At 65.8% G+C, this 24,723-nt stretch carries 23 protein-coding genes and 2 pseudogenes; 8 read left to right on the top strand and 17 right to left on the bottom strand.

Going from position 1 to position 24,723, the window contains the following annotated elements; translation table 11 throughout:
* The first annotated feature begins 118 nt into the window (after window positions 1–118).
* From ACPRTJ_RS08430 to ACPRTJ_RS08410, 5 genes are all read left to right on the top strand, one after another.
* A complete protein-coding gene (locus tag ACPRTJ_RS08430) occupies window positions 119–1,834 on the top strand; it encodes a glucan biosynthesis protein G (protein WP_080922881.1) in 1,716 nt (571 codons plus the stop codon).
* Window positions 1,827–4,400 (top strand): glucans biosynthesis glucosyltransferase MdoH, encoded by a 2,574-nt coding sequence (mdoH, locus tag ACPRTJ_RS08425; RefSeq protein ID WP_426428567.1) that lies wholly within the window; start codon window positions 1,827–1,829, stop codon window positions 4,398–4,400. The genes ACPRTJ_RS08430 and mdoH overlap by 8 nt, the downstream gene beginning before the upstream one ends.
* A gap of 175 nt (window positions 4,401–4,575) precedes the next feature.
* The gene (locus ACPRTJ_RS08420; RefSeq protein WP_043862230.1) at window positions 4,576–5,376 is read left to right on the top strand and encodes a transporter substrate-binding domain-containing protein; all 801 of its coding nucleotides are present in this window, start codon (window positions 4,576–4,578) and stop codon (window positions 5,374–5,376) included.
* Window positions 5,377–5,452: 76 nt separating this feature from the next.
* On the top strand, window positions 5,453–6,415 hold the full coding sequence (locus tag ACPRTJ_RS08415) for an amino acid ABC transporter permease (RefSeq protein WP_043862170.1): 963 nt from the start codon (window positions 5,453–5,455) through the stop codon (window positions 6,413–6,415).
* Window positions 6,408–7,142 carry an amino acid ABC transporter ATP-binding protein gene (locus ACPRTJ_RS08410; protein WP_043862229.1) on the top strand — a complete coding sequence of 245 codons (735 nt, stop codon included), beginning with the start codon at window positions 6,408–6,410 and terminating at the stop codon, window positions 7,140–7,142. Before ACPRTJ_RS08415 ends, ACPRTJ_RS08410 begins: the two co-directional genes overlap by 8 nt.
* A gap of 85 nt (window positions 7,143–7,227) precedes the next feature.
* On the opposite strand, the gene ACPRTJ_RS08405 is transcribed toward ACPRTJ_RS08410, so the two are convergent.
* From ACPRTJ_RS08405 to ubiE, 14 genes and pseudogenes are all read right to left on the bottom strand, one after another.
* Window positions 7,228–7,932, bottom strand: a complete 705-nt coding sequence (locus ACPRTJ_RS08405) for a methyl-accepting chemotaxis protein (protein WP_426429091.1) — start codon at window positions 7,930–7,932, stop codon at window positions 7,228–7,230.
* Window positions 7,933–8,130: 198 nt separating this feature from the next.
* Window positions 8,131–9,138 (bottom strand): annotated as a pseudogene (locus ACPRTJ_RS08400) (methyl-accepting chemotaxis protein); the annotation flags it as partial.
* Window positions 9,139–9,298: 160 nt separating this feature from the next.
* Window positions 9,299–11,215 (bottom strand): methyl-accepting chemotaxis protein, encoded by a 1,917-nt coding sequence (locus ACPRTJ_RS08395; RefSeq protein WP_426428564.1) that lies wholly within the window; start codon window positions 11,213–11,215, stop codon window positions 9,299–9,301.
* A 176-nt stretch (window positions 11,216–11,391) separates the two neighbouring features.
* Entirely contained in the window at window positions 11,392–12,096 is a 705-nt protein-coding gene (locus tag ACPRTJ_RS08390) for a methyl-accepting chemotaxis protein (protein WP_412547295.1), read from the bottom strand.
* A 198-nt stretch (window positions 12,097–12,294) separates the two neighbouring features.
* Window positions 12,295–13,308: pseudogene (locus ACPRTJ_RS08385) on the bottom strand (methyl-accepting chemotaxis protein); the annotation flags it as partial.
* Between the two features lie 139 nt (window positions 13,309–13,447).
* Window positions 13,448–14,155: a 16S rRNA (uracil(1498)-N(3))-methyltransferase gene (locus tag ACPRTJ_RS08380; RefSeq protein ID WP_043862166.1), complete on the bottom strand. Its 708-nt coding sequence runs from the start codon at window positions 14,153–14,155 to the stop codon at window positions 13,448–13,450.
* The gene (gene tatC / locus ACPRTJ_RS08375; protein WP_043862165.1) at window positions 14,152–14,937 is read right to left on the bottom strand and encodes a twin-arginine translocase subunit TatC; all 786 of its coding nucleotides are present in this window, start codon (window positions 14,935–14,937) and stop codon (window positions 14,152–14,154) included. Before tatC ends, ACPRTJ_RS08380 begins: the two co-directional genes overlap by 4 nt.
* The gene (tatB, locus tag ACPRTJ_RS08370) at window positions 14,934–15,350 is read right to left on the bottom strand and encodes a Sec-independent protein translocase protein TatB (protein ID WP_043862164.1); all 417 of its coding nucleotides are present in this window, start codon (window positions 15,348–15,350) and stop codon (window positions 14,934–14,936) included. The genes tatC and tatB overlap by 4 nt, the downstream gene beginning before the upstream one ends.
* Window positions 15,351–15,354: 4 nt before the next feature.
* On the bottom strand, window positions 15,355–15,624 hold the full coding sequence (locus ACPRTJ_RS08365; protein WP_043862163.1) for a twin-arginine translocase TatA/TatE family subunit: 270 nt from the start codon (window positions 15,622–15,624) through the stop codon (window positions 15,355–15,357).
* 23 nt (window positions 15,625–15,647) lie between these two features.
* Window positions 15,648–15,983, bottom strand: coding sequence for a phosphoribosyl-ATP diphosphatase (locus tag ACPRTJ_RS08360; RefSeq protein ID WP_043862162.1), 336 nt, complete (start codon window positions 15,981–15,983; stop codon window positions 15,648–15,650).
* Between the two features lies 1 nt (window position 15,984).
* On the bottom strand, window positions 15,985–16,377 hold the full coding sequence (hisI, locus tag ACPRTJ_RS08355; RefSeq protein WP_043862161.1) for a phosphoribosyl-AMP cyclohydrolase: 393 nt from the start codon (window positions 16,375–16,377) through the stop codon (window positions 15,985–15,987).
* Between the two features lie 72 nt (window positions 16,378–16,449).
* A complete protein-coding gene (gene ubiB, locus ACPRTJ_RS08350; protein WP_043862160.1) occupies window positions 16,450–18,054 on the bottom strand; it encodes a ubiquinone biosynthesis regulatory protein kinase UbiB in 1,605 nt (534 codons plus the stop codon).
* A complete protein-coding gene (locus tag ACPRTJ_RS08345; protein ID WP_058541637.1) occupies window positions 18,051–18,674 on the bottom strand; it encodes a ubiquinone biosynthesis accessory factor UbiJ in 624 nt (207 codons plus the stop codon). The genes ubiB and ACPRTJ_RS08345 overlap by 4 nt, the downstream gene beginning before the upstream one ends.
* Window positions 18,674–19,444: a bifunctional demethylmenaquinone methyltransferase/2-methoxy-6-polyprenyl-1,4-benzoquinol methylase UbiE gene (gene ubiE, locus ACPRTJ_RS08340; protein ID WP_043862158.1), complete on the bottom strand. Its 771-nt coding sequence runs from the start codon at window positions 19,442–19,444 to the stop codon at window positions 18,674–18,676. The genes ACPRTJ_RS08345 and ubiE overlap by 1 nt, the downstream gene beginning before the upstream one ends.
* A gap of 125 nt (window positions 19,445–19,569) precedes the next feature.
* Here ubiE and ACPRTJ_RS08335 point away from each other — a divergent pair, with 125 nt between their 5' ends.
* From ACPRTJ_RS08335 to ACPRTJ_RS08325, 3 genes are all read left to right on the top strand, one after another.
* Window positions 19,570–19,845, top strand: a complete 276-nt coding sequence (locus ACPRTJ_RS08335) for a polyhydroxyalkanoic acid system family protein (protein WP_043862157.1) — start codon at window positions 19,570–19,572, stop codon at window positions 19,843–19,845.
* Window positions 19,846–20,044: 199 nt separating this feature from the next.
* Complete coding sequence (locus tag ACPRTJ_RS08330) at window positions 20,045–20,467, top strand: phasin family protein (RefSeq protein ID WP_043862156.1); 423 nt, start codon at window positions 20,045–20,047, stop codon at window positions 20,465–20,467.
* Between the two features lie 10 nt (window positions 20,468–20,477).
* On the top strand, window positions 20,478–21,263 hold the full coding sequence (locus ACPRTJ_RS08325; RefSeq protein WP_054915768.1) for a phasin family protein: 786 nt from the start codon (window positions 20,478–20,480) through the stop codon (window positions 21,261–21,263).
* A gap of 147 nt (window positions 21,264–21,410) precedes the next feature.
* On the opposite strand, the gene ACPRTJ_RS08320 is transcribed toward ACPRTJ_RS08325, so the two are convergent.
* From ACPRTJ_RS08320 to phaZ, 3 genes are all read right to left on the bottom strand, one after another.
* Window positions 21,411–22,025, bottom strand: coding sequence for a TetR/AcrR family transcriptional regulator (locus ACPRTJ_RS08320; RefSeq protein WP_043862154.1), 615 nt, complete (start codon window positions 22,023–22,025; stop codon window positions 21,411–21,413).
* Window positions 22,026–22,038: 13 nt separating this feature from the next.
* Window positions 22,039–23,721: a class II poly(R)-hydroxyalkanoic acid synthase gene (phaC, locus tag ACPRTJ_RS08315; protein ID WP_426428558.1), complete on the bottom strand. Its 1,683-nt coding sequence runs from the start codon at window positions 23,719–23,721 to the stop codon at window positions 22,039–22,041.
* 118 nt (window positions 23,722–23,839) lie between these two features.
* The gene (phaZ, locus tag ACPRTJ_RS08310) at window positions 23,840–24,691 is read right to left on the bottom strand and encodes a poly(3-hydroxyalkanoate) depolymerase (RefSeq protein WP_043862152.1); all 852 of its coding nucleotides are present in this window, start codon (window positions 24,689–24,691) and stop codon (window positions 23,840–23,842) included.
* Window positions 24,692–24,723: the final 32 nt, after the last annotated feature.

The following is a 24,723-nucleotide window of genomic DNA, read 5'->3' as shown; positions in this document are numbered from 1 at the left end:
CATCGTCCGGAACCGTTTGGGGAATCATTGTGCCCTTTCGGAGTCCGAACAGTGCTCGCCAACCCGGCATACGTCGCTGGCCGTTGGTTCTTTGATCTGTTTTCGGCGAGGGTTGCTCGTGATTGTAAGTCCCTGTAATGCACCAAGAACTTCCGCCAATCGGCTGCGCAAGGCCTTCGTGGCAGCCTCTGCACTGGTCTGCCTGCTCAGCGCGGGCCAGCTCTGGGCGTTCAACCTCGACGACGTGGCAGCCAAGGCCAAAGACCTGGCCGGGCAGAAGTACGAAGCACCCAAGAGCAACCTGCCGGCCGTGTTCCGTGACATGAAGTACGGCGACTACCAGAAGATCCGCTTCCTGCAGGACAAGGCCGAGTGGGCCCAGGACAAGACCCCGTTCAAGCTGTCGTTCTACCACCAGGGCATGCACTTCGACACGCCGGTGCGCATCAACGAAGTCACCGCCAACAAGGTGCAGGAGATCAAGTACGACCCGAGCCGCTTCGACTTCGGCGACGTGCAGTTCGACCCCAAGGCCACCGACAAGCTCGGCTACGCCGGCTTTCGCGTGCTGTACCCGATCAACAAGGCCGACAAGCAGGATGAAATCATGACCCTGCTTGGCGCCAGCTATTTCCGCGTGGTCGGCAAGGGCCATGTGTATGGCCTGTCGGCCCGTGGCCTGGCCATCGACACCGCGCTGCCGTCAGGCGAGGAGTTCCCGCGCTTCACCGAGTTCTGGGTCGAGAAGCCCAAGCCGACCGACAAGCACCTGGTGATCTACGCGCTGCTCGATTCGCCGCGCTCCACCGGCGCCTACAAGCTGACCCTGCGCCCGGGCACCGACACCATTGTCGACGTCAAGTCCAGGGTGTACCTGCGTGACCACGTCAGCCGCCTGGGCATCGCCCCGCTGACCAGCATGTTCCTGTTCGGCGGCAACCAGCCGTCCAAGGTGCCCAACTACCGCCCTGCGCTGCACGACTCCGAAGGCCTGTCGATCCATGCGGCCAACGGCGAATGGCTGTGGCGCCCGCTCAACAACCCCAAGCACCTGGCCGTGAGCAACTTCAGCGTCGAGAACCCGCGTGGTTTCGGCCTGCTGCAGCGCCAGCGCGAGTTCAGCCAGTTCGAAGACCTCGACGACAACTACCAGAAGCGCCCGAGCGCCTGGATCGAGCCGAGCGGCGACTGGGGCAAGGGCACCGTCGACCTGGTCGAGATCCCGACCGCCGACGAGACCAACGACAACATCGTGGCCTTCTGGAGCCCGGAAAAACTGCCTGAGCCCGGTGTGGCATCCGAGTTCAACTACCGCCTGCACTGGACCATCGACGAGTCCGAGTTCCACTCGCCGAACCTGGGCTGGGTCAAGCAGACCCTGCGTTCCACCGGTGACGTCAAGCAGTCCAACCTGATCCGCCAGCCCGATGGCAGCATCGCCTTCCTGGTCGACTTCGAGGGCCCGGTGCTGGCCGCCCTGCCGGAAGATGCCAACGTGCGCAGCCAGGTGACCACCGACGACAACGCCGAAGTGGTCGAGAACAACCTGCGCTACAACCCCGAGATCAAGGGCTGGCGCCTGACCCTGCGCCTGAAGGTCAAAGACCCGAGCAAGGCCACCGAAATGCGCGCCGCGCTGCTGCGCGACGTGCCGGTCGAACAGCCCAAGCCGGCCAAGCCTGCCAAGCAGGACAAGGCCGCTGCCAAGCACGCCAAGCAGGAAAAACCTGCCCAGCCGCCAGCCGCCGATGCGGCGACCACCACCGGGGCACCGGCCACCACCGAACAGGTGTTGACCGAGACCTGGAGCTATCAGTTGCCTGCCGATGAGTAACTCTTCACAAAGGCCGGAATCGCTTGGCGAGTACCTGGCCCATCTGCCCCTGAGCGACGAGCAGCGCGCCGAACTGGCCAGCTGCAATTCGTTCAGCGAGCTGCACCGACGCCTGTCGGCGCAGCCGCCGGTGGGTGAAAACGGTTCGGTACAGGGTTCGGTGGGCAGCCGCCTGACCCTGGACAGCGCCGCGGAACTGGAAGAGGCCGAGATGCTCGCCCTCGACGCCAGTGGCCGGGTGTGCCTGAAGGCCACCCCGCCGATCCACCGCACCCGGGTGATCCCCGAGCCATGGCGCACCAACATCCTGGTGCGCGCCTGGCGCCGGGTCACCGGACGTACCAACGCGCCGGCGCCTGAACAGCGCGAGCTGCCCAAGGCGCGCTGGCGCTGGGTGGGTTCGATGCGCCGCTACATCCTGCTGGCGTTGATGCTCGGCCAGACCGTGGTCGCCGGCTGGTACATGAAGGGCATCCTGCCGTACCAGGGCTGGTCGTTCGTCGACCTCGACGAAATCATGCACCAGTCGTTCATGCAGACCGTCACCCAGGTGTGGCCGTATGCGCTGCAGACCAGCATCCTGATCCTGTTCGGCATTCTGTTCTGCTGGGTGTCGGCCGGTTTCTGGACCGCGCTGATGGGCTTTCTGGAACTGCTCACCGGGCGTGACAAGTACCGGATTTCGGGCAGCAGCGCCGGCAACGAGCCGATCGAGGCCGGGGCGCGCACCGCACTGGTGATGCCGATCTGCAACGAAGACGTGGCCCGGGTGTTCGCCGGCCTGCGTGCGACCTTCGAGTCGGTGGCGGCCACGGGCAACCTGGACCGCTTCGACTTCTTCGTGCTCAGCGACACCAACGACACCGACATCGCCGTGGCCGAACAGCAGGCCTGGCTGGACGTATGCCGCGAGGCCAAGGGCTTCGGGCGCATCTTCTACCGTCGCCGTCGTCGCCGGGTCAAACGCAAGAGCGGCAACCTCGACGACTTCTGCCGTCGCTGGGGCGCGGACTACCGCTACATGGTGGTACTCGACGCCGACAGCGTGATGAGCGGCGAATGCCTCACCAGCCTGGTGCGGCTGATGGAAGCCAACCCCGACGCCGGGATCATCCAGACCGCGCCCAAGGCGTCGGGCATGGATACCCTGTATGCGCGCATGCAGCAGTTCGCCACCCGGGTGTACGGCCCGCTGTTCACCGCCGGCCTGCACTTCTGGCAGCTGGGCGAGTCGCACTACTGGGGCCACAACGCGATCATCCGCATGAAACCCTTCATCGAGCACTGCGCCCTGGCGCCGTTGCCGGGCAAGGGCGCCTTCGCCGGTGCGATCCTGTCCCACGACTTCGTCGAAGCCGCACTGATGCGCCGTGCCGGCTGGGGCGTGTGGATCGCCTATGACCTGCCGGGCAGCTATGAAGAGTTGCCGCCCAACCTGCTCGACGAGCTCAAGCGCGATCGGCGCTGGTGCCACGGCAACCTGATGAACTTCCGCCTGTTCCTGGTCAAGGGCATGCACCCGGTGCACCGTGCGGTGTTCCTCACCGGGGTGATGTCGTACCTGTCGGCGCCGCTGTGGTTCTTCTTCCTGGTGCTGTCGACCGCGCTGCTGGCGACCAACACCCTGATGGAGCCGCAGTACTTCCTCGAACCGCGTCAGCTCTACCCGCTGTGGCCGCAGTGGCACCCGGAAAAAGCCATCGCGCTGTTCTCCACCACCATCGTGCTGCTGTTCCTGCCCAAGCTGCTGAGCATCATCCTGATCTGGGCCAAGGGCGCCAAGGAGTTCGGCGGGCGCATCAAGGTCACCCTGTCGATGCTGCTGGAGATGCTGTTCTCCATGCTGCTGGCGCCGGTACGCATGATCTTCCACACCCGCTTCGTGCTGGCCGCGTTCCTGGGCTGGGCCGCGACCTGGAACTCGCCACAGCGTGACGACGACTCCACCCCGTGGAGCGAAGCGGTGCGCCGGCATGGCCCGCAGACCCTGCTGGGCGTGGGCTGGGCGCTGCTGGTGGCGTGGCTGAACCCGAGCTTCCTGTGGTGGCTGGTGCCGATCGTGGGCTCGCTGATGCTGTCGATCCCGGTGTCGGTGATTTCCAGCCGCACCAACCTGGGCCTGCGCGCCAAGGACGAGAAGCTGTTCCTGATCCCTGAGGAATACGCCACGCCGCAGGAACTGCTGGCCACCGACCAGTACACCCACGAAAACCGCTGGCATGCGCTGAAGGACGGTTTTGTGCGGGCCGTGGTCGACCCGCAACAGAACGCCCTGGCCTGTGCCCTGGCGACCGCGCGCCATGGCGTGGCGGAGGTGGTCGAGCGCAACCGCGCCGAGCGCATCGCCAAGGCCCTGGAAGTCGGCCCGGCCGCGCTGGATGGCGCCACGCGCCTGGCGCTGCTCAGCGACCCGGTCGCCCTGGCACGGCTGCACAGCCGCGTGTGGGCCGAAGACAACCGCGCCTGGCTGGATGTGTGGCGTGAGTCGATTGCCAACGACCCGCACTCGCCGCTGTTGCCGCTGCACCCGCAGCACGAGGGGCAGGCAGCACTCGCCGGGGCCTGATCTGCGGGCCCCTTCGTCAGCAACGCTGGCTCCTACAGGTCATCCGTGCCGTTGTAGGAGTCGGCTTTGCCGGCGATGTTTCACTCCTTTTTCTGATACCAACAACGCCCCCCATGCGTTAGCATCCCCCCCGATAATAAAACTCGAAGTTTTCCTGCTGGGGGATCTGGTGATGATGAAAAAGTATCTGTCGATGCTGATGATCGGCGTCGCGGCACTGATGACGGTGAACGCTGCACAGGCAGCCGGCGCCATCGATGACGCGGTCAAGCGCGGCACCTTGCGCGTAGGCATGGACCCTACCTACATGCCGTTCCAGATGACCAACAAGCGTGGCGAGATCATCGGCTTCGAAGTCGATATCCTCAAGGCCATGGCCAAGTCCATGGGCGTCAAGCTGGAAACCGTCTCCACCGCCTACGACGGCATCATCCCGGCCCTGATGACCGACAAGTTCGACATGATCGGCAGCGGCATGACCCTGACCCAGGAGCGCAACCTCAAGCTCAACTTCAGCGAACCCTTCATCGTGGTCGGTCAGACCCTGCTGATCCGCAAGGAGCTGGCCGGCGAGATCAAGACCTACAAGGACCTGAACAACGAGAAGTACCGCCTGACCTCCAAGCTCGGCACCACCGGTGAAATGGTCGCCAAGAAGCTGATCGGCAAGGCCAAGTACCACGGCTACGACAACGAGCAGGAAGCGGTGATGGACGTGGTCAACGGCAAGGCCGACGCCTTCGTCTACGACGCCCCGTACAACGTGGTGGCAGTGAACAAGGCCGGCGCCGGCAAGCTGCTGTTCCTCGACGAGCCGTTCACCTTCGAACCGCTGGCCTTCGGCCTGAAGAAGGGCGACTACGACAGCCTGAACTTCATCAACAACTTCCTGCACCAGATCAAGCACGACGGCACCTACGATCGAATCCACGACAAGTGGTTCAAGGACACCGCCTGGCTGAAGGACATGGAATAAGGCCGCGGCCCCACGCCCGGTTCGAAACCCGACGCGCAGGCTGGCCCTGCGCGTTCGCTTTTACGGAAGTACCCCCGTGATCAAACACAAGAAAGCCCAGTGGCCCTGGCATGGGCTGACGGCGCTGGTCCTGATCGGCCTGGCGCTGAGCCTGTATTACGCAACCTCGGTGATCTCCTACGAGTGGCGCTGGAACCGTGTGCCGCAGTACTTTGCCTATCAGGCCGAAGTTGCCCAGCGCGCCGCCGAAAACGGCGTGATCGAGGCGATCGAGCGCAAGGGCGACATGGCCCGCGTCACCTTGCGTGACGAGAGCGGCGCCGAACAGGTGCTGAACGTCGAGCAGGCCAGCCTGCAGATGGACCGTGGCGACGACGTGGCCGAGGGCGACCTGATCGGCGTGACTCACCAGTGGGCCGCCGGGCCGCTGGCCTGGGGCCTGTTCACCACCTTGTGGATCTCGGTGGCGGCGGGGGTGCTGGGGTTGGTGATCGGCCTGTTCGCCGGCCTGTGCCGGCTGTCCAGCAACCCGACCCTGCGCGACCTGTCGACGGTGTATGTGGAGCTGGTGCGCGGCACGCCGCTGCTGGTGCAGATCTTCATCTTCTACTTCTTCATCGGCACCGTGCTCAACCTGTCCCGCGAGTTTGCCGGGGTGGCGGCACTGGCGCTGTTCACCGGCGCCTATGTCGCCGAGATCGTGCGCGCCGGGGTGCAGTCGATTGCCCGAGGCCAGGGCGAGGCGGCCCGTTCGCTGGGCCTGAGCGCCGGCCAGTCGATGCGCCACGTGGTATTGCCGCAGGCATTCAAGCGCGTGCTGCCGCCGCTGGCCGGGCAGTTCATCAGCCTGGTCAAGGACACCTCGCTGGTGTCGGTGATCGCCATCACCGAACTGACCAAGAGTGGCCGCGAGGCGATCACCACCTCGTTCTCCACGTTCGAGATCTGGTTCTGCGTCGCCGGGCTGTACCTGCTGATCAACCTGCCGCTGTCGCATTTCGCCAGCCGGCTCGAGCGGAGGCTTGCGCAAAGTGATTGAAGTCCGTGACCTGGTAAAAGTCTTCGACACCCGTGGGCAGGTAGTGCGTGCGGTGGATCACGTCAGTACCGACGTGGCCAAGGGCGAAGTGCTGGTGGTGCTGGGCCCGTCGGGCTCGGGCAAATCGACCTTCCTGCGCTGCCTCAACGGCCTGGAAACCTTCGACGAGGGCACCGTGGCCATCGACGGCCTGCAACTGGCCGACCCGAAGACCGACGTGAATGCCTACCGGCGTGAAGTCGGCATGGTGTTCCAGCACTTCAACCTGTTCCCGCACATGACCGTGCTGGAGAACCTGTGCCTGGCGCAGAAGGTGGTGCGCAAGCGTGGCAAGGCCGAGCGTGAGGCCAAGGCGCGTGCGTTGCTGGAGAAGGTGGGCATTGCGCAGAAGGCCAACGAGTTTCCCTCGCGCCTGTCTGGTGGCCAGCAGCAGCGTGTGGCGATTGCCCGTGCGCTGGCGATGGAGCCGAAGGTGATGCTGTTCGACGAGCCGACCTCGGCGCTGGACCCGGAGATGGTTGGCGAGGTGCTGGACGTGATGAAGACCCTGGCCCTGGAAGGCATGACCATGGTCTGTGTGACCCACGAAATGGGCTTTGCCCGGGAAGTGGCGGACCGCGTGCTGTTCTTCGACCACGGCAAGTTGCTGGAAGATTCGCCACCGGAGGCGTTCTTCACTGCGCCGAAGGACCCACGAGCCCAGGCGTTCCTGCGCCAGGTGCTGTAACCGCAGCGTGGCCTTCGCCACCAAGGCTGGCTCCTGCAGGGTTTCGCCGCACCTGCAGGAGCCAGCCTTGCTGGCGAAGAGGCCGTTACAGGCTGAACCGCCCGACCAACGTCTGCAATTGCCCCCCCAGCCGCGCCAGCTCCACGCTCGACGCCGCAGTCTGCTGGCTCGCCGTGGTCGTCTGATCGGCAATATCTCTCACCGTCATCACATTGCGGTTGATCTCCTCGGCCACCGAGCTCTGCTCTTCACTGGCCGTGGCGATCTGCTGGTTCATGCCCTGGATGCTCGACACTGTCTCGGTGATCTGCCCCAGCGCCGCGCCCGCCCGCCGGCTCAGTTCGACGCTGTCGCGGCTCAGGTCGCGGCTGCTGTCGAGCAGGTGCACCACCTGCGCCGTACCACTGTGCAGGTTGCCGATCAGCTCCTCGATCTCCTCGGTGGACTGCTGGGTACGCTGGGCCAGGCCGCGCACTTCATCGGCCACCACCGCAAAACCACGCCCGGCCTCGCCCGCCCGCGCAGCCTCGATGGCGGCATTGAGCGCCAGCAGGTTGGTCTGCGACGAAACCGACTTAATCACATCCAGGATGCTGCCGATACGCTCGCTCTCCTGGGCCAGCTGCTGCATGGCCAGGATCGACTCCTCCACCTGCCTGGCCAATTGCTCGATCTGCCCGATGGCGTCGTTGACCACCTGGTTGCCTTCGCGCGCCTGGCTGTCTGCGGCAGTGGCTGCCGCCGAGGCGAACTCGGCGTTGCGCGCCACCTCCAGTACCGTGGCGGCCATCTCGTTCATCGCGGTGGCCACCTGGTCGGTCTCGTCCTTCTGGTTGCCGGTCATCACCTGGGTGCGCTCGGCGACACTCGACAGCTCGCCCACCGCAGCGGTCAACTGGCCGGTGCCCTGGCCGATGCCACCGATCAGCTCGCGCAGGCTCAGGGCCATCTGCTGCATGCTGTTCTGCAACTGCCCCAGCTCATCCTGGCGTGATACCCGAAGGTCGCTGCGCAGGTCGCCCTTGGCGATGCATTGCGCCGCTTGCAGGGTGCGTCTGAGCGGTTCGGTGATCTGGCGCGTGATCAGCCACGCGGCCAGGCTGCCGAGTACCAGCGCCAGCAAGGCGATGACGCTGAGCATGCTGCGTGCCTCGAGGGCTTCTTCGTCGCGCAGCTGGATCTGGTGTCGGGTCAGTACGCGACTGGCATCGCGCAGCTGGTTGCCCATGGTCTCCAGCCCGCCCTGAAGCTGCTCTACCGCAATGGCGGCCTGGCGGTAGCGGTCCAGCAACTGCACATAGCTGGCGAGCGCGGCGGTAGTGGCCTGCAGGTCGCTGGGCGGCAGGTTGCGCCTCAGATCGGCCAGGCTGGCCTGGGCGGCGCCGAGCGCGCTGGCACCCACCTGCTCGAAGGCACTCAGCGGGCTGAAGGTATAGGCCGGGGCGCGGCTTTGCTGGCCGGCGGTCTCGATGTGTCGTGCAAGCGTTGCGAACAGGCGCTGCTCCGAGGCCTGCCGTTCGCTGCCCTGGCGCTCGCCCAGCAGGGTCTTCTGCTCCAGCGTGTCGATGCCGTCGAGCAGGCGCTGCTCCTGTTCACGCAGGGCGGTTTCGTGCGTATGGCGCGTGCCGACGGCCTGCTGCAAGGTGTCGAAGTCGCGCACGAACTGGCCGACCACCTGCTGATTGGCCGTGATCACCTGGCGGTCGGCCGCATCGTCGAACTGCCCCAGCATGCTCTGCAGCAGGCGCTCCAGTTCGGTCAGGGTCGCGCTGATCCTGCGCTTGCTCTCGTCGTCCGCCAGCACCCGGTAGGTGATGCGCTCGGCACGCAGGTCCTTGCTCAGGTCGTTGATCGCGGCAATCTGGGTGAGGCGCTGCGAGCTGTCGATGGATTCGTTCAGTGCATGCCAGCCGCCCAGGGTGGTCGCCAGCGTCAGCAGCAGGACGCTGGCAAATCCCAGGGCCAGCTTGAGCCTGACGCTCAGGTTGCCAAGCATCCGGTACAAAGGTGCGAACATGACGGTTCTCCAGTGAAATGAGGGATGTAGCGCCTGGATAGGGTCGGGCGCAGCTACCTGTGCTCATCGGCCACTGGAGGCCAAGCTGGACCTGCAAATGCTGTAGGAAAATTCCCATCTTGCAGGCGGAAAATTCCACCTAGAGCTGGAAGCGCCCGACCAGCGCCTGCAATTGAACCCCCAGGCGTGCCAGCTCGATGCTGGAGGCCGCGGTCTCTTCGCTGGCGGCGCTGGTCTGGTCGGACACGTCGCGCACGTTGATCACGCTGCGGTTGATTTCCTCGGCCACTGCACTTTGCTGTTCGGCCGCGGCCGCAATCTGCTGGTTCATCGCCTGGATCGACGACACCGTGGTACTGATGGTGGCCAGCGAGGTGCCGGCGCGCCGGGTCAGCTCGACGCTGCTCAGGGTCAGCTCGCGGCTGTTGTCCAGAATCCCGGCGACCTCGGAGGTGCCGCGGTGCAGGCCGGCGATCAGGCCTTCGATCTCTTCGGTGGATTGCTGGGTGCGTCGGGCCAGGCCGCGTACCTCGTCGGCGACCACGGCGAAGCCGCGCCCGGCCTCGCCGGCGCGGGCGGCCTCGATGGCCGCGTTGAGCGCCAGCAGGTTGGTCTGCTGGGCTACCGACTTGATCACGTCGAGCACGCTGCCGATCTTGTCGCTTTCGGCCTTGAGGTGGGCCATGGCTTCGCCGGAGTGGTCGACCGCCGCCGCCAGGCGCTCGATCTCGTCGATGGCCTCGCTGACCACCCGATCGCCTTCGCCGGCCTGCTGGTCGGCCAGGGTGGCGGCCTCGCTGGCCTGCTCGGCATTGCGCGCCACATCCTGCACGGTAGCGGCCATTTCATGCATGGCAGTGGCCACCTGGTCGGTTTCGACCTTCTGCGTGCTGACCCCGCTGCTGGTCTGCTCGGTCACGGCCGAGAGCTGCTCGGCGGCGCTGGCGATCTGGGTCACGCCCTCGCCGATGCCACCGACCAGCTCGCGCAGGCTCACGGTCATGCGCTGCATCGCACGCTGCAGCTCGCCCAGCTCGTCGCGTCGCTCGGCCACCAGGGTCTGGCTCAGGTCGCCGCCGGCCACCCGTTCGACCAGGCGCAGGGTCTGCTGCAGGGGCGTGGTGATCTGGCGAGTGATCACCCACGCGGCCGCGATGCCCAGCAGCAGCGCAACGGCGATCGCCAGGCCCAGGTTGTAGCGTGCCTGCAGGGCCTGCTGGTCGACCAGCTCGGTCTGCGACTGGGTCAGCTCGTCGCTCACCGCCAGCAGGCTGTCGCCCAGCTGTGCCAGGTGCTGCAGGGCCGAGTCGCTGGCGCTGCGCGCCGCGCTGAAGTCGAGCACGGCAGCGCGGTAGTCGGCCAGTGCCCCCGCGGCGGCACGCAAGGTGTCGCGATAGGTGCTCGGTAGCCTGTCGGGCAGTGCGTCAAGCTGGCTGGCCGCCTGGTCGATGGCGGCCAGTGCCGGTGCCTCGAATTCGGCGCGGCCGCTGTAGGTGTAGCCGCGCAGGTGAAAGCGGGCCTGCTGGATCTGCTGGTCCACCGTCACCAGGCTGGCGTAGGCGCTGAAGTCGGCACGCTCGCGCAGGGCCTGGCCGACTGGCGCCAGCAGCACCACCGCGCGTTCGGCGCTGCTGCCCAGGGCGTCGCGTGCCTGCTGGCGCGCCTGCACCGTGGTCTGCAGCTCGGCGAAGGTGCGCCGGTACTGGTCGAGGGTGTTTTCCTGGCGTTGTACCCGGGCAAGGTTGGCCGGCACGTTGAGGCGCCGCTGCAGGTAGGCCAGGCGCTCGGCCACGTCGTCCAGCTCCTTGTCCATCTGCTGGCCGACGGCAGGCTCAAGGTTGCGCTCGTAGACCAGCCGCTGGTTGCGCACATCCTGGATCTCCTTGTTCACCGCCCCGATGTCGGTGAGCTTGTCGCTGCGGTCGGCAAGGTCTTCCAGGGTGGTCCAGCCGATCAGGGCGATGCCCAGCGTCAGCAACAGAACCAGGGCAAAGCCCAGGGCCAGTTTCAGTTGAATGCTCAGGTTGCCCAGCATCCGATTCATCGTCACAAGCATGGTGGCTCTCCAGGTACGAGGTTCAGACGCACCCGTGGGTGCGCCAATGCGAACGCATCGGCTGGAGCGCCAAGGTCTGGACCTGCAAACGCTGTAGGACTTTTCGCTATTTGTTCGACGGCCACAGGGGGCCGGACACCGGCAGCGATCAACGCCGCTGCCGGCAGGGCGGGGAGTTACAGGCTGAAGCGGGCGACCAGGGTCTGCAGGTGGGTGCCCAGGCGCGCCAGCTCGACGCTGGAGGCGGCGGTCTCTTCGCTGGCGGCGCTGGTCTGGTCGGACACATCACGCACCGTCATCACGCTGCGGTTGATCTCTTCGGCCACTGCGCTCTGCTGCTCGGCAGCGGCGGCGATCTGCTGGTTCATGGCCTGGATCGAGGACACGGTGCGGGTAATGGTTTCCAGCGAGGTGCCGGCGCGGCGGGTCAGCTCGACGCTGCTGCCGGTCAGGCTGCGGCTGTTGTCCATCACCGTGGCGACCTGCTGGGTGCCATTCTGCAGGCCGGCGATCAGCTCCTCGATCTCTTCGGTCGATTGCTGTGTGCGCTGGGCCAGGCTGCGCACTTCATCGGCAACCACCGCGAAACCGCGCCCGGCCTCACCGGCACGAGCGGCCTCGATGGCGGCGTTGAGGGCCAGCAGGTTGGTCTGCTGGGCCACCGACTTGATCACGTCGAGCACGCTGCCGATCTTGGCGCTTTCGGCCTTGAGCTGACCCATGGCTTCGCTGGAGTGTTCCACCTCGGCGGCCAGGCGCTCGATCTGGTCGATGGCCTCGCCCACCACGCGGTCGCCTTCGCGGGCCTGCTGGTCGGCCATCTGCGCCGCCTCCGAGGCCTCTTCGGCGTTGCGCGCCACTTCCTGCACGGTGGCGGCCATCTCGTTCATGGCCGTGGCCACCTGGTCGGTCTCGACCTTTTGATTGTTGACCCCGGCGCTGGTCTGCTCGGTGACGGCCGAGAGCTGCTCGGCGGCGCTGGCGATCTGGGTGACACCATCGCCGATACCGCCGATCAGCTGGCGCAGGTTCACGGTCATGCGCTGCATGCTGTGCTGCAACTGGCCGAGTTCGTCGCTGCGCTCCACGCGCAGGTCGTGGCGCAGGTCGCCGCTGGCGATGCGGTCCACGGCGCCGAGGGTGTGGCGCAGGGGCACGACGATCTGGCGGGTGATGGCCCACGAGGCGAGGATGCCGAAGAACAGTGCCAGCGCCGTGGCCAGGGCCAGCATCGATTGGGCGTGCTGCGATTCGTCGTCGCGCAGCTGGGTGAGGCTGCGGCTCATCTGCTGGCTCAGGTCGATCAGCAGCGTGCCCTGTTCGGCCATGTGCTGCAGGGCCGCGTCATTGGCGGCCTGGGACTGGCTGAACTGCTCCACCGCGTTGCGGTAGGTGGCCAGCGCCTGGGTGGCGGCGGCCAGGGCATCGGCATGCTCGGCCGGCACCTTGGCCGGCAGGCTGCGGATGACGCTCAGGGCCTGGTCGATGGCCTGCAGGGCGGTCTGCTGCAGTTCGGCCTGCCCGCTGAAGATGTAGCCACGCACGTGGAAGCGGGCCTGCAGCATCAGCGCCTTGGCCTGCACGGCGCTGTTGAAGGTCTGGATATCGCCGCCTTGCAGCAGCCCGCGCTCTACTTGATCCAGCGATGCGGCGGTCTTTTCCGCGCTGCTGCTCATGGTCGCACGGCTGGCCTCGCGGGCCTGGGCCGCCTGCTTGAGGTCGGCGAAGGCGCGCTGGTACTGGGTAACCGCCTCGTTCTGGCGTTGCAGGCGGTCGCCGTTTTCGCTGGGCGGTATGTGCTGTTCCACGTTCTTGAGCTGGCGATCCAGCTCTACCAGGGCGTTCTCTACCGCGTCGGCGCTGGCGGCATCGCGTTTGTGCTCATAGGTCTGGCGGGCGATGCGCAGGTCCTGGGTGATCTGGTGAATCCGGGAAATCTCGCCCAGGGTGTCGCCGCGCTGGGTGACACCGTTGAGCCCCTGCCAGCCGGTGAGTGCGATCAGCAGGGTCAGCAGCAACACGGTGCCGAAGCCGATGCCGAGTTTGAGCGTGACGCTAAAATTGCCCAGATGGTGGGCGAACCAACGGTACATGGGGTGACTCCATTGCGGTCAGGCGGGGGCGGATGCGTGGTCTGTGGCCAATGCATCGGCCTGGGGTCACAAAACTGAAGGTGTGTATGAAAGGCGTCGCCGGCAAGGCCGGCTCCTACGCACAGCGGTGGGCGCGGTGCTAGAACAACCGCGCCAGCAGGGCGGTGACCGCCGTCTCCACGCGCAGGATGCGCTCGCCCAGCTGTACCGGATTCAGCCCGGCCTTGCCCAGCAGCTCGACCTCATACGGGATCCAGCCACCTTCCGGGCCGATCGCCAGGGTCACTGGCTCGGTCAATGCGCGCGGGCAGGGCGGGTGGTTGCCAGGGTGGCCGACCAGGCCCAGGGTACCCTCGGCAATCGCTGGCAGGCGATCTTCGACGAAGGGCTTGAAGCGCTTCTCGATCACCACCTCGGGCAGCACGGTGTCGCGCGCCTGCTCCAGGCCCAGCACCAGTTGCTCGCGTATTGCCGCAGGCTCCAGGAAGGGGGTTTGCCAGAAGCTCTTCTCGACCCGGTAACTGTTGACCAGGATGAGCTTGCCCACGCCCATGGTGGCCACGGTCTGGAACACCCGGCGCAGCATCTTCGGGCGCGGCAGGGCCAGCACCAGGGTCAGCGGCAGCTTGGCCGGCGGCGGCTGGGTGAACTCGACCGACAGTTCGGCTTCATGGCCCTCCAGGCGCAGCACCACGGCCTGCCCCATCAGCCCCCCCAGGCGTCCCACGCGCAGGGTGTCGCCCACCGCCACGCGGTGGATCTCCTGCATGTGGGTAAAGCGCCGGTCGCCCAGCACCACACGGTCGGCCGCGACGAAGTCGGCCTCCTCGAGCAGCAGCAGGTTCACGGCTGGGTGGCTGGCGGCTGGTCGTCAGGCTCGTCGGCCTGCACCGGGGCACTGCGCTTGCGGATCAGCCCGCCGAACAGCACGCCGACTTCGAACAGCAACCACATCGGCACGGCCAGCAGGGTCTGCGAGAAGATGTCCGGCGGGGTCAGCACCATGCCGACCACGAAGCAGCCGATGATGACGTAGGGGCGGATCTTCTTCAGGTACTTCACGTCGACCACGCCGATCCACACCAGCAGGATCACCGCCACCGGGATCTCGAAGGCCACGCCGAAGGCGAAGAACAGGGTCATGACGAAGTCGAGGTAGCTGGCGATGTCGGTCATCATCGACACGCCTTCGGGCGTGGCGCTGGCGAAGAAACCGAAGATCAGCGGGAACACCAGGAAGTACGCGAAGGCCATGCCGGCATAGAACAGGAAGATGCTCGACACCAGCAACGGCACTGCGATGCGTTTTTCATGGCGGTACAGGCCGGGGGCGATGAACCCCCAGATCTGGTGCAGGATCACCGGGATCGCCAGGAACAGCGAGACGATCATGGTCAGCTTGAATGGCGTGAGGAACGGCGAGGCCACGTCGGTGGCGATCATCGTGGCGTTGGCCGGCAGGTGGGCTCGCAACGGTGCCGAAACCAGGGTGTAGATCTGCTGGGCGAAGGCGAACAGGCCGGCGAAGATCACGAAGATGACCGCGACGCAGCGCAACAGGCGCGTGCGCAGCTCGGTAAGGTGCGAGACCAGCGGCATCGGCTGGTCGTTTTCCGGGATTTCGCTCATGGGGCTCGCGGCGGCTGTGTCGGTTCGGTGGGCGGTGCTGCTTCGACGGCAGGTGCAGGTGCAGGTGTCGGTGCAGTCACAGGTTCTGGTGCAGGCGCCGGCGCAGCCTCGGTGGCGGTGGCGGCTGGCTCCGCGCCGGGGGTATGCGCCGGATCGGGCTGTACCGATTGCGGGTTGAGGATGCGCCGGGCTTCCTGCTCCATGGAGAGGATGTGCTCGTTGTGCAGCTGGCGCCGGATATCGTCGGCACCGATCTCGCGCTCCACCTCGTTCTTGATCGCGTTGAAGCTGCGTTTCAGTCGGCCGATCCACAGCCCGGCGGTACGTGCAGCGCCCGGCAGGCGCTCGGGGCCGAGCACCAGCAGGGCCACCAGGCCGACAAGCAACAACTCACTGAAGCTGATCCCGAACATGTGTTCACTCTTTCCTGGTCGGCTCTTCGACCTTGTGCGCCTGGCCATCGAAGGTCTGTGGCTGGTTCAGCGGTGCAGCGGCGGGCGGCGGGGTCGGCTGGGCAGGCTGTACGGTGGGCTGCTCCGGCTTGTCTTCCTCTTCGTTCATGGCCTTCTTGAAGCCCTTGATCGATTCGCCCAGGTCGCTGCCCAGGTTCTTCAGTTTCTTGGTACCGAACACCAGTACTACCACCACCAGCAGGACGATCCAGTGTTTCCAGTCAAAAATACCCATGGTGCAATCCTCGATTGAATTCGTTAGGCCGACGGCTGGCGGGCGGCCTTCTCGTCGTGCCCGGACAGGCCGAAGCGGCGGTCCAGTTCGTCCAGCACGGCCTGCGGGTGCTGGCCCAGGGCGGCGAGCATGACCATGCTATGGAACCACAGGTCGGCGGTCTCGTAGATGACATCGCTGCATTCGCCACTGACGGCGGCGTCCTTGGCGGCGATGATGGTCTCGACCGATTCCTCGCCGACCTTTTCCAGGATCTTGTTCAGGCCCTTGTGGTACAGGCTGGCCACGTACGAGGTGTCGGGGGCCGCGCCCTTGCGCGATTCGAGCACTTCGGCCAGGCGGATCAGGGTGTCGCTCATGTCAGTGTCCTGCGCTGTAGATGGCATGCGGGTCTTTGAGTACCGGGTCGACGGTCTTCCACGCGCCGTTCTCGTACACGCGGTAGAAGCAGCTTTCACGGCCGGTATGGCAGGCGATGTGGCCCAGTTGCTCGACCATCAGGATGATCACGTCGGCGTCGCAGTCCAGGCGCATTTCATGCAGTTTCTGCACGTGGCCGGACTCTTCGCCCTTGCGCCACAGTTTGCCACGCGAACGCGACCAGTAGATGGCGCGCTGCTCGGCGGCAGTCAGGCTCAGGGCCTCGCGGTTCATCCAGGCCATCATCAGCACGCGCCCGGTCTTGTGGTCCTGGGCGATCGCCGGTACCAGGCCATCGCTGTTCCAGTTGATCTCGTCCAGCCAGTCTTTCATGTTCGACTCCAAAATAGGCCACGGTCCCGCACCGATGCCACCTGCTAGTGTGCCAGCCACGCAGCAGGCTGGCTATCGGCGCACAATCAGGTAAAGGCCCCCGGCCAGCATCAGCCAGGCCGGCCAGGCTGCCGGGGCGCTGAGGCTCACGGCGCCTGCGGCGAGGGTTGCGCCGCCCGCCAGCAGGCCGGCACCGAGCAGGCGCAGGGCCCAGCGATCGCGCTGCTGCCAGGGTGGCGGCGGGTCGTTCAGGTGCGGTTGCGACATGCGTTCGAGCAGGTCGCGGGTCATGCCGGCCAGGTGCGGCAGTTGCTCGACCTGGCTGTGCAGGTTCTGCAGCACGTTTTTCGGGCTGACCCGCTCGCGCATCCAGCGCTCCAGAAACGGCTGGGCGGTGCTCCACAGGTCCAGGTCAGGGTACAGCTGACGGCCCAGGCCCTCGATGTTGAGCAGGGTCTTCTGCAGCAGCACCAGTTGCGGCTGCACTTCCATGTTGAAGCGTCGCGCGGTCTGGAACAGGCGCATCAGCACCTGGCCGAAGGAAATATCCTTTAACGGTTTTTCGAAGATCGGCTCGCACACGGTGCGGATCGCCGCCTCGAATTCGTTGAGCTTGGTCTGCGCCGGTACCCAGCCCGAGTCGATGTGCAACTGGGCCACGCGGCGGTAGTCACGCTTGAAGAAGGCGAACAGGTTGCGTGCCAGGTAGTCCTGGTCCTCGGGGGTGAGGCTGCCCACGATGCCGCAGTCGATCGCGATGTACTGCGGGCTCCACGGCTTGACGGTGCTGACGAAGATGTTGCCCGGGTGCATGTCGGCGTGGAAGAAGCTGTCGCGAAACACCTGGGTGAAGAAGATCTCGACGCCGCGCTCGGCCAGCAGCTTCATGTCGGTGCGCTGGTCGGCCAGGGTGGCAAGGTCAGTGACCTGCACGCCATAGATGCGCTCCATCACCAGCACCTTGGGCCGGCACAGGTCCCAGTACACCTGGGGCACGTACATCATCTCCGAGCCTTCGAAGTTGCGTCGCAGCTGGCTGGCGTTGGCCGCCTCGCGCAGCAGGTCGAGCTCGTCGTAGATGGTCTTCTCGTAATCGTTGACCACCTCGACCGGGTGCAGCAGGCGGGCATCGGCCGACACCCGCTCGGCGCCGCGGGCGATCAGGAACAGCCAGGCCAGGTCCTGCGCGATGATCGGCTTGAGGCCTGGGCGCACCACCTTGACCACCACCTCCTCGCCGCTCTTGAGGCGCGCCGCGTGCACCTGGGCCACCGAGGCCGAGGCCAGCGGTTCGACGTCGAAGCGGCTGAAGATCTCGCCCACCTTGGCGCCGAGCTGCGATTCGATCAGCGCCACGGCCTTTTGCGGGTCGAAGGGCGGCACGCGGTCCTGCAACAGCATCAGCTCGTCGGCGATGTCGGCGGGCAGCAGGTCACGGCGGGTGGAGAGCAGCTGGCCGAACTTGATGAAGATCGGGCCCAGGTCCTGCAGCGCCAGGCGCAGGCGCGCGCCACGGCTCAGGGGCGACGGCTTGCGCGGCAGCCAGCGCCAGGGCATGGCGAAACGCAGGGTCATCAGCCACCAGGGCAGGGGCAGGTCGAACAGCAGGTCATCGAGACGGTAGCGGATCACGACGCGCTGGATGCGCAACAGACGGCGGACGGCAAGCAGCTTCATGCGTTATCGCTGGATTCAAGGGATCGGGCAAGGCGCGCAATGCGTGCCTCGAGGCGTTCTACATCGATTTTCAGGGCATCGAGCTCGGCGAAGCGCGCTTCGGCCTCGCGCTGGCCGACCAGGGTGCGGGCCTCTTCGGCCAGGTATTCGCCAAGGTTCTGGTTGAGGCTGGCCAGGCCCTGGCGGGTCCAGCGCGCGCGGCTGCGCAGGTGGCCGCCGATCAGCTGGGTGGCGACCGGGCCGAGCCAGCGCGAGAGTTCGTACTCCCAGTCCAGCTCCAGGTCCTGCAGCACGCCGACCAGGTCGAGCAGCACCGCGCTGTCGCCTTCGAGTTCCACCTGCGGGCTGTGCAGCACCGCCGGCTTGTCCTGGCTCAGGGCCAGTTGCAGCAGGCTGCTGGCCGGTGCACGCAGGGTGCAGTCGGCCTCGGTTTCCCAGTGGCTGGCGAGCATCAGGCCATCATCGCCGGGCAGGATGTACAACTGCAGCGCCGGCTGGCGGCAGTCGATGGCAATGATCTTGCCCTCGAGCGCAGCCAGGCGCGGCAGCGCAGTGCTGTCCATGCGCAACACACGGTTGAGACCGTGTTCGACGCTGGCGAGCAGCCCGGCCAGCAACATCAGGGTTTGATACCGCGGTGCAGGGCCACGATACCGCTGGTCATGTTGTGGTAGGTGACGCGGTCGAAACCGGCGTCGACCATCATGGCCTTGAGGGTTTCCTGGTCGGGGTGCATGCGGATCGATTCGGCGAGGTAGCGGTAGCTGTCCGCGTCGTTGGTGATCAGCTTGCCGGCCAGCGGCATGAAGGCGAACGAGTAGGCATCGTAGACCTTGGACATCAGCTTGTTGGTCGGCTTGGAGAACTCCAGCACCAGCAGGCGGCCGCCCGGCTTGAGCACGCGCAGCATCGAGCGGATCGCGTCGTCCTTGTGGGTCACGTTGCGCAGGCCGAAGGCGATGGTCACGCAGTCGAAATGGTTGTCGGGGAAGGGCAGCTTCTCGGCGTCGGCCTGGACGAACTCGATGTTGCCGGCCACGCCCTTGTCGAGCAGGCGGTCACGACCGACCTTGAGCATCGAGGCGTTGATGTCGGCCAGTACCACCTGGCCGGTGGGGCCGACCAGCTGCGAGAACTTGCGCGCCAGGTCGCCGGTGCCGCCGGCGATGTCGAGCACGCGGTTGCCAGGGCGCACGCCCGACAGCTCGATGGTGAAGCGCTTCCACAGGCGGTGCATGCCGCCGGAGAGCACATCGTTCATCAGGTCGTACTTGGCGGCCACCGAGTGAAAGACTTCGGCGACTTTCTCGGCCTTCTGGCTTTCGGGGACATCCTTGTAGCCGAAGTGGGTGGTGGGTTCGGCGTGTTCGCCTTTGCGCTGGTCGTTCATATCGCTTCACCGGAAAAAATTACTGGCCATTCTAGGGCGTGCGGCTGCATTTGTCTTGGCGGGGTGTGTCGCAGGCGGAGGCAGGGGCATAATGGGAGTATGCCCTTCTAGCCAGGATTGATTGAATGACCCAGATCAGCGTCGAACGCAAACACAGCCTGGGGCGCGCAGCGGCCCGGGAAAAGGCCGAAGCCCTGGTGGACAAGCTGACCCGCGAGTACGACCTCAAGGCGCAGTGGAACGGTGACCGGGTCGAGGTCAGGCGCAGCGGTGCCAATGGCAGCATCGATATCGGCGACGACAGCATCCGGGTGGAGTTGAAGCTCGGGATGATGCTGTCGATGATGGGCGGCACGATCAAGGCCGAGATCGAGCGGGCCCTGGACAAGGCCCTGGCCTGAAACCGCTGTAGCGGGTCAAGCGGCTTCCGCAGGTTCACTGCAGGCCCTGTGGGCGCGGGCTTGACCCGCGACAGGGGCCTTCGCTGCACAGCAAATCCTGCCCTTAGGGTGAGGATTCTAATTTTTCCCCCTACCTTTGTGCCCAAGCCCAACTTTCACGGGCGTAACTCCATTTCCGTTCAAGCGTGAGGTGCAGAGCATGGCCAAAGTGACCCTGAAGAAAATCGACGACGCCCCGGGCAAGGCCCTGGGCGAGGTGCGCGGCTACGCGCGCAAGATCTGGCTGGCAGGCCTGGGGGCCTACACCCGGGTCGGGCAGGAGGGTGCCGAGTACCTGAAGGAGCTGGTCAAGGCCGGCGAAACCGTGGAGAAAAAAGGCAAGAAACGCCTCGACCACGAACTCGATGCCGCCAACAGCGAGATCCAGTCCGCCAGGCAGGAACTGGGCAGCGTGAAGGGCAAGGTCGAAGTTCAGCTGGATAAAATCGAAAAGGCTTTCGACACACGGGTCGCCAGCGCCTTGAATCGCATCGGCATTCCGTCTAAACATGACGTGGAGGCACTTTCTGCCAAGCTCGAAGAGCTGACGCTGTTGCTCGATCGTGTCGCACGCAAACAATAAGGAGAGCGGGATGGCTGGCAAAAAGACAACTGAGAAAGAGAGCAGCTCCTGGGTCGGGGGGATCGAAAAGTATTCCCGCAAGATCTGGCTGGCTGGTTTGGGTATCTACTCCAAGATCGATCAGGACGGCAGCAAGCTTTTCGAAACCCTGGTCAAGGACGGTGAGAAAGCTGAAAAGCAGGCCAAGGGCAGCGTCAACTCGGCCAAGGCCAGTGCCAAGTCTGCGACCTCGCGCGTAGGCGACGTGAAAGACCGCGCACTGGGCAAGTGGAGCGAACTCGAAGAGGCTTTCGACAAGCGCCTGAACAGTGCCATCTCGCGCCTGGGCGTGCCCAGCCGCAATGAGGTCAAGGCACTGCACCAGCAGGTCGACACCCTGACCAAGCAGATCGAGAAACTGACCGGTGCCTCGGTCAAGTCGGTCTCGGCCAAGGCGCCGGCCAAGCCACTGGCCAAGGCAGCACCGAAAGCGGCGGCCAAGCCTGCGGCCAAAACTGCGGCGGCCAAACCGGCAGCAGCCAAGCCAGCAGCCAAGCCGGCCGCGGCGAAAACCGCAGCCGCCAAGCCTGCAGCGAAAGCGGCGGCCAAACCTGCCGCAAAACCTGCCGCCAAGCCGGCAGCAGCGAAAAAGCCAGCGGTGAAGAAAGCCCCGGCCAAGCCTGCTGCAGCCAAGCCCGCAGCGGCCAAACCGGCAGCGCCAAGTGCCAGTGCGGCACCGGCGCCAAGCCCGGCGGCCACTGCGGCGCCAGCCGCGTCGGCAGCACCAGCACCTTCGAGCCCGGCCAGCCAGGCCTGACTCGAGGTAGCTGTACAGAAAACGCCCGGCCTGTGTGCCGGGCGTTTTTATGTGGGGTGCCTGTGCTGGCCTCATCGCGGGTCAAGCCCGCTCCCACAGGGATCACTGCCTTCCTTGCAGGCGCGGGCTTGTTCCGCGATGGGACCCTCAGCCCTCCAGGTACCTCAGGGCCAGTTGCTCCGCCGCCAGGCGTGACTCCACCTCCAGGTGCGGCGCCACCAGCATCATCACCTGGTACACCACGATCCCGACCTCGCCCTCGCGCGCCAGAATCCGCTGGTAGTCCAGCGAGAACAGCAAGGTCATGCTGATCTGCTCCACCAGTTGCCCCAGTGCGCGGGTATCGCTGGTCACCTGCCCATGCGCCTTGAGGCTCGCCAGCAATGCCGCCAGCGTGCGCTTGAGCGCATTGAGCAGGGTGCGCATGCCCCGCGCCAGCTTGGGCAGGCGCCCGGTAAGGTTGGACAGGTCCTGGAACAGAAAGCGGTACTGCGCCATGCGCTCCACGATCAGGTGCAGGAACAGCCAGTAGTCCTCGGCATCCAGGCGCACCTCCAGGGGCGGGTCGAGCAGGGGCGTCAGCTCCTCCTCGAAACGCTCGAACAGGCCCAGCACCAGCGGCTCCTTGCCGTGGAAGTGGTAGTACAGGTTGCCCGGGCTGATGCCCATCTCGTTGGCGATTTCCAGCGTCGAGACATTCGGCTCGCCCTGACGATTGAACAGGTGCAGGGCGCACTCCAGGATACGGTCGCGGGTCTTCATCCGTTCTTCTTGCTCAGCGCACCAGCACGTAGGTGCCGGGTGCGGGGTCCATGGGAGGGTAATTGGCGCTGCCCAGCGACAGGCGGGTTTCGCGCTGCGCACCGGAGCGCGCCTGTATCCAGTCGAGCCACTGCGGCCACCAGCTGCCCTCGACCTTCTGCGCATCGTGGTACCAGGCCCGCGGGTCGCTGCTCAGCCTGGGGTTCTCGACAAAATGCGCCTTGGGGTGGCCCGGTGGGTTGAGGATGCTCTGCACATGCCCGCTGTTGGCCAGCACGAAGCGCCGCTCGCCGCCCAGCAGCAGGGCCGAGCGGTACACCGCGTCCCACGGGGTGATGTGGTCGTTGCTGCCGGCCACGTGGAAGCTGTCCACCGTGACCTTGTTCAGGTCGATCGGCGTGCCGCATACATCGAGGCCGTCGGCGTGCGTCAGCGGGTTGAATTTGAAGAAGTCCAGCAGATCGCCGTGCAGCGCGGCCGGCAGGCGGCTGTTGTCGTTGTTCCAGTACAGGATGTCGAATGCCGGGGGCGCCTTGCCCAGCAGGTAGTTGTTGACGAAGTAGTTCCAGATCAGGTCGTTGGGGCGCATCCAGGCGAACACCCGTGCCATCTCGCGGCCCTCCAGCACGCCCTGCTGGTAGGAGCGGCGCTTGGCCGCCTCCAGGGTCTGCTCGTCGGCGAACAGGCTGGCGGGGCTGTCGAACTGGCTGTCGAGCAGGCTGACCAGGTAGGTGGCGCTGTGCACCCGGCGCATCTGGCGCTTGGCCTGCAGGTGACCCTGCAGGGCCGCGATGGTCAACCCGCCGGCACAGGCGCCAAGCAGGTTGACGTCGCGGCTGCCGGTGATCGAGCGGCACACGTTCATGGCTTCCTCGACCGCCGCCACGTAGCTCGACAGGCCCCATTCGCGATGCCGGGCGTCGGGGTTGCGCCAGCTGATCATGAAGGTCTGCAGGCCGTTCTTGAGGGCGTACTGCACAAAGCTGTTGGTCGGGCTGAGGTCGAAGATGTAGAACTTGTTGATCTGCGGCGGCACCACCAGCAGGGGCCGGGCGTACTGTTTTTCGCTCATCGGGCGGTACTGGATCAGCTCCAGCAGCTCGTTGCGAAACACCACCGCGCCGGCGGTGCTGGCCAGGTTCCTGCCCACCTCGAAGGCGTCCGGGTTGACCTGGCGTGGCAGGCCGTCGTTGTGGCGCAGGTCGTCGAGCAGGTGGTTCAAGCCGCGCACCAGGCTCAGCCCGCCGGAGTTCAGCAGCTCCTTGACCGCCGCCGGGTTGAGCAGGGTGTTGCTGGGCGACATTGCATCGTTGAGCAGCGAGAACACGAAGTGTGCGCGGGCGCGGTCATCGTCGTCCAGCTGGCTCTCGTCGATCCACTGGCAGGTCTGCTGCTGCCAGGCCAGGTAGGCCTGCAGGCCGCGTCGGTACAGCGGGTTGAGCTGCCAGGCCGGGTCGTTGAAGCGGGTGTCGCGTGGCGAGGGCTGGTAGGGGGTATCGCCCAGCATCACGCGCCCCAGCTGGCCACCCAGCGCCAGCAGGTGGCGCGCCGTGTGCAGCGGGTGACGCAGGCCGTGGCGCCCCAGCTGGTGCACCGTCGACAGCAGGTCGCGACCGCGCAGGCCACTGATGGCGCTGCGCACGTTGAGATAGGCAGCGGGGGTCGGTACCCCGGGCTTCGCGGGCTTGTCTTTCATCCAGGCAACACTCCGTCGTCAGGCCATCAACCAATGTTTCAATGCAAGAGCGACACCAACCCGAACTGGCGCTGACATGCCCCGGCGCTCCTGCCGGGGGTGCAAGCGATAGAGGTGCTCAAGCGCTCGGGGCGGGCCGTGGATGCATGACGGCGCGTTGGCGCTCCTGCTGCAGGAATTTCATGATGATCGGGGCAACGGCTTCGGCCCGGGTGATCAGGAACAAGTGACCGTCGTCGATTATGTGTAGCTGGGCATTGGGAATTCGCCAGGCCAGCAGGCGCATATTGATCAGCGGGATCAGCGGGTCGTCGTCGCCGGCCAGCACCAGGGTCGGCTGCTGGATCTTGTGCAGCCAGTGAATGCTGGTCCAGCCCATGCCGGCGAACAGCTGCCAGTAATAGCCCAGCTTGCCCGAGGAACGCACCTTGGCCGCATGCGACGCGGCCAGGTTCGGGTCGCGGCGAAAGGCCCCGCCGTAGATTTCCGGGGCGATGCGGATCACATGGGACGGCTGTATGTAGCGCCTGGGGCTGGCCATCAGCCACAGCACCCGCGGCTTGCCCGGCACCATCACCGCACCGGCGGCGGTGGCCGCCAGCACCAGCTTCTTGCAGCGCTCGGGGTAATCGTGGGCGAACTGCTGGGCCAGCGCTCCGCCCCACGACACGCCGATGGCATTGACCTGCCCGTAGTCGAGGTAGTCGAGCATGCGCGCCGTCAGCTTGGCCAGCCCGGGAAAGCGGTAGGGCCGGCGCGGTGTCGACGAACCGCCCACGCCGGGCACGTCGAAGGCGATCACTTCAAGGTCCGGGTCCAGCGCATCGATGAACGGGAACACCAGCTCCAGGTTGGCGCCGATACCGTTGAAGATCAGCAGCGGCGTGAGGTGCGGCTTGCCGGGGCGAACGGCCGTGCGGATGGACTGGCCATCGAGCTCGACGGTTCTGAAGAGATACGGTTGCGGCATGCGCGAGCCCTGTCGTGAGTAGCAGCGCCGCC

It is taken from the genome of Pseudomonas palmensis, assembly GCF_049942755.1.
GTDB lineage: Bacteria > Pseudomonadota > Gammaproteobacteria > Pseudomonadales > Pseudomonadaceae > Aquipseudomonas > Aquipseudomonas palmensis.
The sequence above is the reverse complement of the archived record's forward strand: the minus strand, read 5'-3'. Positions and strand labels throughout refer to the sequence as shown.

Bases quoted from the DNA above. Each gene is read 5' to 3' on its own strand.
- mdoH (WP_426428567.1), top strand. From the start codon at position 1,827: ATGAGTAACTCTTCACAAAGGCCGGAATCGCTTGGCGAGTACCTGGCC.
- ACPRTJ_RS08420 (WP_043862230.1), top strand. From the start codon at position 4,576: ATGAAAAAGTATCTGTCGATGCTGATGATCGGCGTCGCGGCACTGATG.
- ACPRTJ_RS08405 (WP_426429091.1), bottom strand. From the start codon at position 7,932: ATGGCCGCCACGGTACTGGAGGTGGCGCGCAACGCCGAGTTCGCCTCG.
- ACPRTJ_RS08395 (WP_426428564.1), bottom strand. From the start codon at position 11,215: ATGCTTGTGACGATGAATCGGATGCTGGGCAACCTGAGCATTCAACTG.
- ACPRTJ_RS08390 (WP_412547295.1), bottom strand. From the start codon at position 12,096: ATGGCCGCCACCGTGCAGGAAGTGGCGCGCAACGCCGAAGAGGCCTCG.
- tatC (WP_043862165.1), bottom strand. From the start codon at position 14,937: ATGAGCGAAATCCCGGAAAACGACCAGCCGATGCCGCTGGTCTCGCAC.
- tatB (WP_043862164.1), bottom strand. From the start codon at position 15,350: ATGTTCGGGATCAGCTTCAGTGAGTTGTTGCTTGTCGGCCTGGTGGCC.
- ACPRTJ_RS08365 (WP_043862163.1), bottom strand. From the start codon at position 15,624: ATGGGTATTTTTGACTGGAAACACTGGATCGTCCTGCTGGTGGTGGTA.
- ACPRTJ_RS08360 (WP_043862162.1), bottom strand. From the start codon at position 15,983: ATGAGCGACACCCTGATCCGCCTGGCCGAAGTGCTCGAATCGCGCAAG.
- hisI (WP_043862161.1), bottom strand. From the start codon at position 16,377: ATGAAAGACTGGCTGGACGAGATCAACTGGAACAGCGATGGCCTGGTA.
- ubiB (WP_043862160.1), bottom strand. From the start codon at position 18,054: ATGAAGCTGCTTGCCGTCCGCCGTCTGTTGCGCATCCAGCGCGTCGTG.
- ACPRTJ_RS08345 (WP_058541637.1), bottom strand. From the start codon at position 18,674: ATGTTGCTGGCCGGGCTGCTCGCCAGCGTCGAACACGGTCTCAACCGT.
- ubiE (WP_043862158.1), bottom strand. From the start codon at position 19,444: ATGAACGACCAGCGCAAAGGCGAACACGCCGAACCCACCACCCACTTC.
- ACPRTJ_RS08335 (WP_043862157.1), top strand. From the start codon at position 19,570: ATGACCCAGATCAGCGTCGAACGCAAACACAGCCTGGGGCGCGCAGCG.
- ACPRTJ_RS08330 (WP_043862156.1), top strand. From the start codon at position 20,045: ATGGCCAAAGTGACCCTGAAGAAAATCGACGACGCCCCGGGCAAGGCC.
- ACPRTJ_RS08325 (WP_054915768.1), top strand. From the start codon at position 20,478: ATGGCTGGCAAAAAGACAACTGAGAAAGAGAGCAGCTCCTGGGTCGGG.
- ACPRTJ_RS08320 (WP_043862154.1), bottom strand. From the start codon at position 22,025: ATGAAGACCCGCGACCGTATCCTGGAGTGCGCCCTGCACCTGTTCAAT.
- phaC (WP_426428558.1), bottom strand. From the start codon at position 23,721: ATGAAAGACAAGCCCGCGAAGCCCGGGGTACCGACCCCCGCTGCCTAT.
- phaZ (WP_043862152.1), bottom strand. From the start codon at position 24,691: ATGCCGCAACCGTATCTCTTCAGAACCGTCGAGCTCGATGGCCAGTCC.